Origin of the sequence: Acinetobacter sp. UBA5984, assembly GCF_002429925.1 — a bacterium.
Taxonomy (GTDB): Bacteria; Pseudomonadota; Gammaproteobacteria; order Pseudomonadales; family Moraxellaceae; genus Acinetobacter; species Acinetobacter variabilis.
The window spans coordinates 14,294-27,967 of sequence record NZ_DJBE01000032.1 but is presented as its reverse complement, the minus strand read 5'-3'; the positions used below and the strand labels follow the sequence as shown (position 1 = coordinate 27,967).

The window sequence follows — 13,674 nt, the reverse complement described above, 5'->3', positions numbered from 1 at the left end:
CGCATAATATGCGAAGCGTGAAGTTTAGTGGTTTTGGGGCTGAAATACAAGCAAATCTTGCCAGATGATGAATGTTTAAGCAGATAAGGAAGTTAATGAAAAAATTTACAAGAAGGAAATTTCTGGAAGAAACACAGTTACTTTAAATTGGCTTTAAGGGAATTATTTATTTAGCAGAAGAAATAAAAAAGATAGAGTAAAACTCTATCTTTTTAAAAAAATATGATTGGATTCTGCGGGGCAGTAGAAGTAAAACTGAAAATAATACTGATCACGGTAATCAGTTTGACCGAGAACATGAAATACTGTTTTGCCCATGCCTGATCATCTTCAGCTTTAAAGCCCTGAATACTGAGATAGATCCAGTAAAGCGTCATCAGATTCAATACCACCAGATAAATCCAGTTTGCATAACCATAAACAAATAGAGCATTCATGGTGATTCCGAACAATATCACGTAGATCAAAGATTCGATCTTGGTACGTCGAATTGAACGGGCGACAGGCAGAATTGGAATGCCTGCATTTTTGTAATCTTCAAAACGGTAAACTGCAATTCCCCATGAATGAGGCATTTGCCAGAGTGCATACCCTAGAAAAATTAAAAGGGCACCTAAGTCAAACTGACTTGCAACTGCGGTATAACCGATCACAGGCGGTGCTGCGCCAGAAATACTGCCTACCAGTGTTTGGTGAATAGTTGTTCGTTTTGTCCATAAGCTGTAAAAACCAACGTATACGACAAAACCAATAACTGCGAATAGGAAAGCGTATGCATTTACCCAGAACCATAAAATGCCAAAACCGATTACACCCAGTACAAAAGCAAAGGCGAGAGCAACAGGTACAGAAATGGTTTTTTTGACAAGTGCGCGATTTTGCGTGCGCTGCATTTTTTGGTCGATGTCCTGATCAATAACGTTATTGACCACGCATCCTGATGCTACTACGAGAGTAGTACCAATAAGAGTAAGAAGCAGGAGAAGGAAATCTACAGAACCTTGAGTGGCTACGAAGTAGCCACCCAAAGTGGTAACAAAGTTACCGAAGAGAATTCCTGGCTTAGTCAGGAATAAATACTTTTTCAGCATGACAACCAGTTTAGATCATCATATTGTAGTGTAGGTAGTTCATGATCCATACAGAACCCACTAAAAGAATAGCGATGGTTAAGATGGTATACACAAATGCAATTACGTTCCAGCGTTGCTCTGAAGAAGAGTTCATGTGCAAGAAGTAAATTAATTGCACAAGAATCTGAGCGACTGCAGTAATTGCAATAGCAGTAATCAAGATACCGCGGCTAAAACCACCTGTCATGACCATACCGAATGGAATTACAGTAAGGACAACAGACAGGATGAAGCCAACAGTATATTGCTTCATGTTACCGTGTGATTCGCCAGCAGCGTTATGATCATGACTCATTATAGAACTCCCATCAAGTAAACTACGCTGAATACACAGATCCATACGATGTCAAGGAAGTGCCAGAACAAGCTTAGGCACGCAAGACGACGAGTGTTAGGTAGAGTCAAACCATATTTCTTGATTTGAATCATTAACACGATCATCCATACCAAACCTGAAGTCACGTGGATACCGTGCGTACCTACCAACGTAAAGAACGAAGACAGGAACGCAGAAGTGCTAGGGCCATGACCAGCATGAACTAAATGATTGAACTCATAAAGTTCCATACCGATAAAGGCAGCACCGAATAACCAAGTGATCGCTAACCAGGTAAGAACCTGACCAACGTTTTTCTTGTAGGCAGCTAGAACGGCAAAACCAAAAGTTACGGAAGAGATCAAGAGGGCAAACGTTTCAGTTAAAACGAAGCCTAATGAATCACCAAACAGATCACGCGCGCTTGGAGTGCCTAATGGAACGTGGCTACTTAAAACAGCGAATGCAATGAAGAGTGTACCGAAAAGGATAAGGTCACTCATCAAGTAAGTCCAGAAACCAAAGACAGTGATGTCAGTATCATCGTGATGATGATGCTCATCGTGCCCGTGGTTATCGTGATGAAGTACTTCAGCCATGGTCTTAGTCCTTCTTCAAGTGTTTTTCAAGGATCGCATAACGTTCACCTTCAATACGCTCAACTTCAGCAGCAGGAACATAGTAATCCACTTTCTTGGTGAAAGAAGACACGATGAAGCTGATGATAGCTGCTACGAAAGTAACCGCTACTAGCCACCAGATGTGCCAGATTAACGCGAAGCCCATAACAGTGATGAACATTGCGATAATGAAACCAGCAGCACGGTTAGTCGGCATATGGATATCTTCGTACTTCGTAGGTTTTGCATAAGCAACACCGTTTTCTTTCTCGATCCAGAAAGTATCAATACCATTGATCTTTGGAAGATGAGCAAAGTTATAGAACGGAGCAGGAGAAGATGTAGCCCATTCAAGCGTACGACCATCCCATGGATCGCCAGTCAAATCTAGACGTTGATCGCGTTGTAGGAAACCAACAACGATTTGCATGATGAAACATACAATACCAAGTGCAACTAGAACAGCACCGAACATTGCGATGTTTACATACGGATCCCAGTCTGGGTTATCAAATGTATTCAGACGACGAGTCATACCCATGAAACCAAGGATATAAAGTGGCATGAATGCAAAATAGAAACCGAAGAACCAGAACCAGAATGCTGCTTTACCCCAAGTCTCATTCAGTCTCCAACCGAACATTTTCGGCCAGTAGAAGATGATACCCGCGAACATAGCGAATACTACACCACCAATAATTACGTTATGGAAGTGAGCGATCAGGAATAAAGAGTTGTGTACCAGGAAGTCCGCTGGTGGAACCGCCATCAATACACCTGTTAAACCACCGATACCAAAGGTCACAAGGAAGCCAAGTGTCCATAGCATTGGGGTAGTGTAAACGATACGACCCTTGTACATGGTGAACAACCAAGAGAAGATTTTCACACCAGTAGGAATCGCAATAATCATGGTCATGATACCGAAGAATGCGTTAACGTTGGCACCTGCACCCATGGTAAAGAAGTGGTGAACCCATACAACGAATGACAATACTGTAATTGCAACTGTTGCATAGACCATTGATTTGTAACCGAACAATGCTTTACGAGCGAAAGTCGATACAACTTCAGAGTAAATACCAAATGCTGGCAATACCAGAATGTATACTTCTGGGTGACCCCAAGTCCAAATCAAGTTCACATAAAGCATTGGGCTACCGCCTAGCTCGTTTGTGAAGAAGTGGAAGCCGAAGTAACGGTCAAGAGACAGCATTGCAATAGTAGCAGTCAACACTGGGAATGCTGCGATAATCAATACTGCTGTACATAAAGATGTCCAGGTAAAGATTGGCATTTCCATCAGTTTCATGCCAGGCGCACGCATTTTGATGATGGTAACGAAGAAGTTAACACCCGTTAATAGCGTACCCAGACCTGAAATCTGCAGTGCCCAGATGTAGTAATCCACACCTACGCCAGGAGAGTATTCAATGCCTGATAGTGGAGGATAAGCCATCCAACCAGTCGCAGCGAATTCACCAATCGCAAGTGAAGCCATCATCAGACCCGCAGCACCAGCGAACAGCCAGAAGCTTAAAGAGTTCAATAATGGGAATGCAACGTCACGTGCACCGATTTGAAGCGGTACAGAGATGTTCATTAAGCCAACAACAAGACCCATTGCCACGAAGAAGATCATGATCACACCGTGTGCGGTGAAGATCTGATCATAGTGTTCTGGGTGCAAGTAGCCTTCGCCGCCACCTTTTGCAAGGAACTGCTGAAGACGCATCATGATCGCATCGGCGAAACCACGTACCAGCATGATCACTGATACAAAGATATACATGATACCAATTTTTTTATGGTCTACAGATGTGAACCATTCGTTCCACAGGTAGCCCCATTTTTTGAAGTAGGTAATACCCGCAACAACTGCGATACCACCTAAGATCATCATTGCAACAGTTACCAGTACGATTGGATCGTACGGAATTGCATCTGGACCTAACTTACCTAAGAAGCTCATGAATTATTCTCCTTGAGAAGCAGTCGCATGTTCAACATCTACATGTGCTTCAGAAGCAGCTGCTTCCTGGTGAGCAACAGAAGACGCTGAGTGATCAGCACCGTGATAGTTACTCATGTAGTTATTGATCACAGATTCAAACAAACCTTGCTCAACAGAAGAGTAGTAAGTCACTGGATGTGGCTTAGTTGGGTAAGGCTTCATTGCTTCAGCAGCAGCCTTCTCTTCAGGAGTCGTAGCTTTTGCAATAATCGCTTCGATTTGGTGTTTACCACGGTTACCGTCACGCAAGCTTGCAAATTCAGCTTGGTCTAAAACAGTTTTTTGAACTGCTTCTGGATTTACTGAAGTACCGTTACCTGCTTTAACTGCAGCTACCCATTCAGCAAACTGAGCATCAGTCACAGCATGTGCACGGAAGCGCATTTGTGAGAAGCCATAGCCTGAATAGTTAGAAGAGAAACCGCGGTAGCCTTCAGCTGGGCTAGTTTCGTCTGCCATTAAGTTCAGGTGAGTTTGCATACCCGCCATTGCATAGATCTGACCACTTAACGCAGGGATGAAGAATGAGTTCATCGTGAAGTTAGAAGTCAAACGAAGACTTACCGGAGTTTTCTCTGGGAAGCGAATTTCGTTTACAGTCGCAATGTTTTGTTCTGGGTAGATGAAGATCCATTTGAACTGTTCAGCAATAACCTGAACTGTTAATGGTGCTTTATCTGCCTCAAGTGGGCGGTATGGGTCGTACTTGTGGGAACCCCACCAAGTTAACCAAGCTAAAATACCAATAATAATGACAGGGATACCCCAAACTACAATTTCAATCGCAGTAGAGTGTGCCCATGTAGGTTTATAGTCTGCGTCTTTATTCGATGCGCGATATTTCCAACCGAACCATAATGCCATGATAATTGATGGAATTACCACCAACAGCATTAAGTAAATCGCAGTCATCATCAGGCTACTTTGGCCTTCAGCAACTGGACCCTTAGAGTTCAGAAGTACTAGATCACCACCACACCCTGTTAAAAGTGCAGCCATCGTTGATAAAGACAATACAGCTAAAATCGTTTGTCTCATTTTACAACCTCGGTGAAGAGTCCCATTCCCTAATTTAATATGGGATAGCGATTAAAGTGTCGCATGATAAAAGAGGCCGTTTTTTTACAAAACACCCTTCTAATCATAATACACCGCTACGTTGTAGGGCATTATGCCTGATATTGCCAAACTAAGCTATATATAAAGGTGCTTTAAATGACTGTAATAAAAACCGATTTTGTCGGTCGGATTTCAAGAATATTTATAGGAATTTTATTGTAATTTCAAAGTTATGTAGGAAAATGGGATGCCAAAACATCCCATTTTATGGCAGGACTAATTATTGTTTAACGACTTGGGTTTTTGCCAGTTTATCGTGCACGGTTTGACGTTTTTGCCCTAAACCGAACGCCCAGTCAATGATTGTGCTGAGTGGCATGAAGATAATATTCAGGAGAATAAGGAACACACTGCGAATAGTGAAGGCACGCATCAAGCTGGTTTTTTCACCAGTCTCAGCATCTACGATCTTAATTTTAGTCAGTTTTTTACCGATACTTTGACCCGATTTGGCAATCAGAAAAGCCTGAATAGCGAGCATGATCACCAGGTAAATTGCAGTCGCAATCCATGCCTGCTGTGAAAACATGTCAAACATCTGAGTCTGTAGCTGCTGTGCCAAAGCAGGGTCAGCATCACTACTTAACATCACATTCATAAATTCCTGGTTCAGTTGTGCGAATTGGGTTTCCTGTTCAGGAGTAAAAAATGCGGTCAAAATAAACGTCGCAGGCAGCCATAAAAGCAGATCCACAATCTTGGCTAAAATACGGCTTGGAATACTCGCCAGTTCTTTTTTTGCTGCAACATTTTGAGAGCTGCGGGCACGAAGATGGTCTGTACTTGACTCATTTGCGTTCTGTGGAGCCTGATAGGCAGGTGTTGCTGGCATTTCTGGTGCTACATAGCCTTCAGGCTGATAGATCAGTTTCCCTTGGGTGAGTTCACCTAAAGCTTTCCATTCGGTCATACCTTGATGCCAAGCCAAATCAGTCAGAAGTACCTGTTGGTTGGCAAGCATCTGATTTAATTGCTCGAGCGTATATGGGCCAGCTTGTTGATTATTTCGTGCCAAGTAAATCTGCATATAAACTGAATCTCAAAAATATAAATTTGGACAAAAATTGAACTAGGAGTTTAAGTATTTTCAGGCTGAAAACAAATAAAAGAATATAAATGTAATATATGGATAAGTTTAGGATTTTCAAGAATGTTCATCACCAAATTCCTCCATAATTGAGACAGTGTAGCAAGGATTGATGATTTTGCTATCAAGATGTGAAAATTCACTTAAATTTAATTATGCAATTTTTTCTCATGCTGTTTGTTGGTATTTGTTTGTCATTACACTAAGAAGCTTATGCTTATATAAATAATTTGATTTCTGTTAAATCAAAAAACATATGATTAATCACTTAACTATAAATATAATTAAGATAATATCTAGAAATATAATTAAGATAATATCTAGGTAATATTGAGAACATAAAAAAAGACCCTATGAAAGGGTCTTTTTTTAAAGAGTTAATTAAGCTTTTTGAGCTTTCTCTTCAGACAGGAAGAACCAGGTATCCAATACTGAGTCTGGGTTAAGAGATACAGATTCAATACCTTGTTCCATCAGCCATTGTGCAAGATCTGGGTGGTCAGAAGGACCTTGGCCACAAATACCTACATATTTACCGGCTTTACGGCAAGCATGGATGGCCATAGAAAGAAGCGCTTTTACTGCTGGATCACGTTCATCAAATAGGTGAGAAACGATACCAGAGTCACGGTCAAGACCAAGCGTTAACTGAGTCAAGTCATTTGAACCGATAGAGAAACCATCGAAGTGTTCAAGGAACTGTTCAGCTAACAAAGCGTTAGTTGGCAATTCACACATCATGATCACTTTAAGACCATTTTCACCACGTTTCAGACCGTTTTGACCTAATAGCTCAATAACACGTTTAGCTTCAGCAACAGTACGTACGAACGGGATCATGATTTGAACGTTAGTCAGACCCATTTCGTCACGAACTTTTTTCAGTGCACGGCATTCAAGTTCGAAGCAGTCACGGAAGTTGTCAGATACATAACGGCTTGCACCACGGAAGCCCAACATTGGGTTTTCTTCTTCAGGTTCGTACAGTTTACCGCCGATCAGGTTAGCGTATTCGTTTGACTTGAAGTCAGACATACGTACGATCACTGGTTTGTCAGCGAACGCAGCAGCAAGAGTAGAGATACCTTCAACCAGTTTTTCTACATAGAATTCGATTGGAGATGTATAACCTGCAGTACGAGCAAGTACAGCAGCGCGAGTTTCACGTGGCAGACTATCGATGTTCAATAATGCTTTAGGATGCACACCGATCATACGGTTGATGATGAACTCTAGACGAGCAAGACCAATACCTTCGTTCGGAATTTGCGCGAAGTCAAATGCACGATCCGGGTTACCTACGTTCATCATGATTTTGAACGGAAGTTTTGGCATAGATTCGATAGAGTTGGTTTGGATTTCGAAATCAAGCGCACCTTCGTAGATGAAACCAGTATCACCTTCAGCACAAGATACAGTTACTTCCTGACCGTCAACCAGGACTTCGGTTGCATTACCACAACCTACGATAGCTGGAACCCCAAGTTCACGTGCGATGATCGCAGCGTGACAAGTACGACCACCACGGTTAGTTACAATCGCAGCAGCACGTTTCATCACTGGTTCCCAATCCGGGTCAGTCATGTCAGATACAAGTACATCACCGTCTTGTACTTTGTCCATTTCTTTAATTGAAGTTACGATGCGGACTTTACCAGAACCGATACGTTGACCGATTGAACGGCCTTCACAGATTACAGTACCACGTTGTTTTAACAGGTAGCGTTCCATCGTGCCAACATTTTCACGGCTCTTCACAGTTTCAGGGCGCGCCTGAACGATGTAGATTTTACCGTCATCACCGTCTTTAGCCCATTCGATGTCCATTGGAGAACCGTAGTGGTTTTCAATGATCAGTGCTTGTTTAGCCAATTCTTGCAGTTCGTGATCGTTCAATGCAAATTGTTGACGATCTGCTTTCTCTACATCCACCACAACAACTGATTTACCTGCAGCTGCTTCTTCACCATAAATCATTTTCTGGTGTTTAGAACCTAAGTTGCGGCGCAGTACAGCATGTTTGCCTGCGTTTAGAAGCGGTTTTGAAATATAGAATTCATCCGGGTTTACTGCACCTTGAACCACCATTTCACCCAAGCCATAAGAAGCTGTAATGAATACTGCATCACGGAAGCCTGATTCAGTATCTAAAGTGAACATTACACCAGCAGCACCAGTTTCTGAGCGAACCATACGTTGTACGCCAGCAGAAAGAGCAACCACGTCATGCGCAAAATTTTGGTGTACACGGTAAGAGATCGCGCGGTCGTTGTACAAAGATGCAAACACTTCTTTGATCGCGATCAGAACGTTGTCGATACCACGAATATTCAGGAAGGTTTCTTGCTGACCTGCGAAAGAAGCATCAGGTAAGTCTTCTGCAGTCGCAGATGAACGAACGGCAACCGCGATATCAGGGTTGCCGTTTGAAAGTTCTGCAAAAGCTGCACGAATTTCCTTTTCCAGTTCAGCAGTAAGTGGAGTTTCCACAATCCATTGACGAATCTTTGCCCCAGTTTCAGCAAGCGCATTGACGTCATCAACGTTAAGTGCAGCAAGCTCTGCATTGATTTTAGCGTTTAGGCCACTTTGCTCGAGAAATTCACGATAAGCAGCAGCTGTTGTTGCGAAGCCACCTGGTACTGATACACCAGCATTAGATAAGTGGCTGATCATTTCGCCCAGAGATGAGTTTTTCCCACCTACAAGCTCAACATCGTGCTTCCCTAATTTTTCTAGACCAATTACGCGCGCTTCCAAAGTTGTTACTCCACTTTTGCAGTATTAATCACTATCTTGGCATGAGAGTATAGCAAATCTTCTAGGTTTTTGATTTTACTAAGCGACAGTCATGTAAGATCGGTTTACTATAAAGATTATATAGTACTAAGACAAATGTTTGAGGAGAATTTTAATGTCAGAAGGTAAACAAATTCAGCGGAGTGTGTTTTTTATTTCCGATGGTACTGCCATTACTGCTGAAACCCTTGGCCACTCGCTGTTAGCGCAGTTTCCGCATGTGGATTTTGACATTCATATTATCCCTTATATTAGCTCTGAAGAGGCGGCCATGAATGTGGTCACAGAAATCAATGAACGTGCCCAAAAAGATGGTCAAAAACCTTTGGTTTTCGATACGTTGGTGGATCCCTATGTACGAGACATTATTAATACTGCAAATGCAGTAAATCTTGATGTTTTTGAAGGACTTATAAGTAAATTATCAGAAGAGCTTGGTACTGAACCTACGACTTTAGTCGGTCAGACCCATGCGGTGACCGATTCCGCGTCCTATAAGGCGCGTATTGATGCCGTACATTTTGCGCTCGACAATGATGATGGTGCGCGTACGCGTCACTATGATAAGGCTGATCTGATCCTGATTGGCGTATCGCGTTCCGGTAAAACTCCGACCTCAATTTATTTATCTTTGCAATTTGGAATTCGTGTAGCGAACTATCCGCTAACTGAAGAAGATCTGGACGATAACCGCCTGCCAGCAGTGCTAAGACCGCATAAAAACAAGCTTTTTGGTCTGATGATTGATGCAGAGCGTCTGGTTGCAATCCGTACGGAACGTAAGGCCAATAGCCGTTATGCCAGCTTTAGCCAGTGCCAGATGGAACTGCGTGCAATTGAAGGTATCTATATTTCGGAAGGGATCAAGTACCTGAATGTCTCAGAAATGTCGATTGAAGAAATTTCAACTCGTGTCTTACAAATGACAGGACTAAAACGTCGAATTGGCTAAAAAGAATTCAGAGCCAGACTTCAGTTTGGCTCTGATTTATAGATAAAAATTAATAAAAAATACTACTTTCATAGAAATAAAATATGAATATTATAAATTGTTGAAATATTCAATATTTTAATCAAAAATGTAATGGTTGGTTTTTAAGCTTATTTGCTCTTCAATGAACTCAGAAATTCAATCTTATAGAACTAAATTTTCCCAAATACACTCCGAATTTCTAATCTCATGAGCTAAAAACAGATTAACTTGCTGATTAAAAAGTATGCACAATTAGCTCAACCTGATGTTCATCTCCATTAATACAATGAATACTATTTTCGGAAATTTTTGCAATAGGCCAGGTAATCAGCTGGCAATTTTCACGTTGCAGAGCAGCATAATAGTGGTCTGATTTAAGATAAACTTTGGATGTGGCCGCAAGATTTGGCATAAGCTGGCGTCTGAGCCATAAATTCTGTACCTGATTTTCCAGATAACGTAATGACAAAATGCTTTTAATCCGGTTATTAAACAGGCGTCGATTTTTAATGATTAAGGGGTGATTTAATAACCGCTGCAAACCACGTTCAGTACCTGGCAATACAAATTGCGGATTAATCTGAAAAACTTTTACTGAGTGAGCTTGCTGGCTAATCTTGTTGAGCTGGCTTACGGTAAATTGATCCGTACCAATAATCGCAATATCTTTTCCAGTACAGTCAAGTTCAGCGAGCTGGGAAGAGGGCACTTTAATGCCAGTAAAATGCTGAAAATTTTCGAGACGATTCTCAAATATACCCGCGTGTGCATCCTGCTTGGTGGACATTGTTTTTCCTTGAAATTATTTAATAATTGGTCTTATTTGCTTTGTTATAGATATTAACAAAAGCCCTAGAACGGTAAAGTTCAAAATTTAACTTAGACAGTCATTCTTTTTTCTATTGTATTTTTAATAAGAGATAGATGTATTAAAGAACAGGAGCTCCATCTTAGATATGAATTTATCCAGTTAGAAAGTTAAAATCTTTAAACACAATTTAAAAAAATATACCCATTCCGAAGAATAGGTATATAGATAAGAATAAATTAGGCAAAGCAAGACAGCATTATTGCCCGTTTTTGATCTGCATCAGCAATTCAAAATTATGCAGACGTTTCTCTGTGTCATAGATATCACAGGTGAAGATAAACTCATCTACATCATATTTTGCTAGGAGTGCTTCCAGACCGGCTTTAACAGTTTCTTTAGAACCCACCTGTGCCATGGCAAAGAAATTATCGACAGACATTTTTTCAGGTGGTGACCAGAGTCCTTTCATAGAATCGATCGGTGCTTTCAATTTCAGGCTTTGACCGCGAATCAGGGCAAGGACACGCTGGTAAGCACTTGTTGCCAGATATTCAGCTTCTTCATCTGTATCTGCTACACAAGTTGGTACGCCCATAGAAACATAAGGACGATCCAGATATTCAGACGGTTCGAAATTGTCCCGATACAATTGAATCGCTTGACCAAGCATACGCGGAGCAAAGTGAGAGGCAAAAGAATAAGGTAGACCAAGTTTTGCTGCCAGTTGTGCGCTAAACAGGCTCGAACCTAATAACCACACAGGTACGTGTGTGCTTTGGCCTGGAGTTGCCACAATGCGTTGGCCTGGAATCGGATCTTTAAAGTATTGCAGAATTTCTAAAACATCCTGCGGGAACTGATCTTCAGTTTCCTGCCGGCCACGACGTAAAGCACGCATGGTCACTTGATCGGTACCCGGAGCACGGCCCAACCCCAGTTCAATACGATCTGGATATAAAGTCGCTAATGTACCGAATTGCTCTGCTACTACAAGGGGCGCATGGTTTGGCAGCATAATGCCACCAGAGCCAAGTTTAATGCTATTGGTATTTGCCAGTAAATAGCCTAACAGAACGGCGGTCGCTGAGCTGGCAATACCATCCATATTATGATGCTCGGCCAGCCACATCCGGCTATAACCTAGACGTTCTGCAGTCTGAGCCAGTTCCAGCGCATGTTGCAGGGAGAATTGAATGGTCTTATCGTCACGAACTGGAACCAGTTCGAGAATAGAGAACTGGGTATCGGTAAGCGTACGCATAATATTACTCTTGAATAAACATGACTAAGAGCATACGACTTTGCATTGTATTTGTATATCGAAAAAAATCGATATATATGTAAATCGAAATAACAGGCAAAAAAATAAGCATCCGAAGATGCTTATTCAAGGAGGAAAAGTAATTAGAGGAAATCTTAGCGACGGTGGTTATAACGGTAATTGCTAGTACGATAGTTTTTTGAACTATAGCGACGGTCATAACGGTCATCATAACGACGGTCTTCGCTGACTTTTTTACCAAGGGCAGAACCACCTGCAGAACCTAATGCAGCACCAATTAAGCCGCCATTAGAACCCGCCATATTTTTACCTACGGCATAACCGGCACCACCACCTAAAGCACCACCGATAATCGCGCCATTACGGTCACGTTTATTCGCTGCTACTGCGGCACCAGCACCACCGCCAATCGCAGAACCGATTGTTGCGCCAGTTGTACCACCCATTTTATTGCCCACTGCGGCACCAACGACACCACCCAAAGCAGAAGCTAAAGCCGTATTCGTTGTATTTCCGGCATTGGCGGCTGTCATACCCATGGCTGAGGTTGCTACGACAGCGATCATTAGAGATTTGTAATTCATGAGTACACCTTTTATATATCTAGCTGTATTTGTTGATGAGATAAATTTAATCTAGCAACCGTCAAATAGCATGGAGGCAGTGTTGGCGAATTGTGATTTTTATCTCCTTAATTTATTCATGATCTTATTCGAATAAGTTTATGTATTACATGAATTTGGATGTGTTGAATGTACAATAAAAAAAGCACCCAAACAGGTGCTTTTAATGTTAAATGTAGCGTCGAATTTAAAGAGCCTGAGGGCAGGAAATTAACGGTGACGTTTTTTCCAGTGTTTAGCACGATTCGCTTTGGCACGATCGGCTGCTTTATCTTTAGAAATTTTATTACCTAATGCTGCACCACCCGCAGCACCAAGTGCTGAACCGATATAGCCGCCATTAGAACCACCCATGTTTTTACCTACGGTATAACCAGCACCACCACCTACAGCACCACCAATTGCAGATGAGGTACGGTTTTTCTTGTTACTTGCCACAGCAGCACCACCTGCACCACCTAACGCAGCACCAATTGTTGCGCCAGTGTTGCCCCCCATGTTTTTGCCCAGTGCAGTACCAGCAACGCTACCTAAAGCACTTGCTGCTGCCACACGTGCAGTACTGTCTGCATGCGCACTCACTGTCATCATTGAGCCTGCAGCCATTGCAGCACTCAGTAAAATTGCATTGAGTTTCATGTTGTAACTCCGTGTCCCTGATAGGACTTTCATATGTTAGTGTGTTTCGACGCAGAAAATGTAACAAATTATGCCCAAAAGAATGTGAAGATCTACCTCCATATTTAATGTGTTTATTTGCCAATTTGTAAAATGAGAAATAAATAAGGATCGAATTGAGCAGAAAAAATCCAAAACTGAAGATTTTATTTATATTTGTTAATAAACAGCGGTGACATCGCTGCATCTAAGCACTGACTTACTGAATAATGATGTTCA

General features: G+C 41.9%; 12 protein-coding genes. 1 reads left to right on the top strand and 11 read right to left on the bottom strand.

The window, feature by feature from the left end; translation table 11 throughout:
* Positions 1–212: 212 nt before the first annotated feature.
* From cyoE to ppsA, 7 genes are all read right to left on the bottom strand, one after another.
* A complete protein-coding gene (cyoE, locus tag B3J29_RS04860) occupies positions 213–1,091 on the bottom strand; it encodes a heme o synthase (RefSeq protein ID WP_005236026.1) in 879 nt (292 codons plus the stop codon).
* 10 nt (positions 1,092–1,101) lie between these two features.
* Positions 1,102–1,431 carry a cytochrome o ubiquinol oxidase subunit IV gene (locus B3J29_RS04855; RefSeq protein WP_171065470.1) on the bottom strand — a complete coding sequence of 110 codons (330 nt, stop codon included), beginning with the start codon at positions 1,429–1,431 and terminating at the stop codon, positions 1,102–1,104.
* The gene (cyoC, locus tag B3J29_RS04850) at positions 1,428–2,048 is read right to left on the bottom strand and encodes a cytochrome o ubiquinol oxidase subunit III (protein ID WP_004783873.1); all 621 of its coding nucleotides are present in this window, start codon (positions 2,046–2,048) and stop codon (positions 1,428–1,430) included. Before cyoC ends, B3J29_RS04855 begins: the two co-directional genes overlap by 4 nt.
* A gap of 4 nt (positions 2,049–2,052) precedes the next feature.
* Positions 2,053–4,041 carry a cytochrome o ubiquinol oxidase subunit I gene (gene cyoB, locus B3J29_RS04845; protein ID WP_166134966.1) on the bottom strand — a complete coding sequence of 663 codons (1,989 nt, stop codon included), beginning with the start codon at positions 4,039–4,041 and terminating at the stop codon, positions 2,053–2,055.
* 3 nt (positions 4,042–4,044) lie between these two features.
* A complete protein-coding gene (gene cyoA / locus B3J29_RS04840) occupies positions 4,045–5,121 on the bottom strand; it encodes a ubiquinol oxidase subunit II (protein WP_005236020.1) in 1,077 nt (358 codons plus the stop codon).
* Positions 5,122–5,422: 301 nt separating this feature from the next.
* Entirely contained in the window at positions 5,423–6,229 is an 807-nt protein-coding gene (locus B3J29_RS04835; RefSeq protein ID WP_034704208.1) for an RDD family protein, read from the bottom strand.
* Positions 6,230–6,670: 441 nt separating this feature from the next.
* Positions 6,671–9,049 carry a phosphoenolpyruvate synthase gene (gene ppsA, locus B3J29_RS04830; RefSeq protein WP_034706293.1) on the bottom strand — a complete coding sequence of 793 codons (2,379 nt, stop codon included), beginning with the start codon at positions 9,047–9,049 and terminating at the stop codon, positions 6,671–6,673.
* A 154-nt stretch (positions 9,050–9,203) separates the two neighbouring features.
* Here ppsA and ppsR point away from each other — a divergent pair, with 154 nt between their 5' ends.
* Positions 9,204–10,040 carry a posphoenolpyruvate synthetase regulatory kinase/phosphorylase PpsR gene (gene ppsR, locus B3J29_RS04825; RefSeq protein ID WP_208461753.1) on the top strand — a complete coding sequence of 279 codons (837 nt, stop codon included), beginning with the start codon at positions 9,204–9,206 and terminating at the stop codon, positions 10,038–10,040.
* Positions 10,041–10,296: 256 nt separating this feature from the next.
* On the opposite strand, the gene B3J29_RS04820 is transcribed toward ppsR, so the two are convergent.
* The 4 genes from B3J29_RS04820 to B3J29_RS04805 form a co-directional block, all read right to left on the bottom strand.
* Positions 10,297–10,848, bottom strand: a complete 552-nt coding sequence (locus B3J29_RS04820; protein WP_034706290.1) for a hypothetical protein — start codon at positions 10,846–10,848, stop codon at positions 10,297–10,299.
* Positions 10,849–11,128: 280 nt separating this feature from the next.
* Positions 11,129–12,133, bottom strand: coding sequence for an LLM class flavin-dependent oxidoreductase (locus B3J29_RS04815; RefSeq protein ID WP_034704549.1), 1,005 nt, complete (start codon positions 12,131–12,133; stop codon positions 11,129–11,131).
* Between the two features lie 155 nt (positions 12,134–12,288).
* Positions 12,289–12,738: a hypothetical protein gene (locus B3J29_RS04810; protein WP_004783858.1), complete on the bottom strand. Its 450-nt coding sequence runs from the start codon at positions 12,736–12,738 to the stop codon at positions 12,289–12,291.
* Between the two features lie 249 nt (positions 12,739–12,987).
* On the bottom strand, positions 12,988–13,416 hold the full coding sequence (locus B3J29_RS04805; protein WP_034704547.1) for a glycine zipper 2TM domain-containing protein: 429 nt from the start codon (positions 13,414–13,416) through the stop codon (positions 12,988–12,990).
* Between the last annotated feature and the right edge of the window lie 258 nt (positions 13,417–13,674).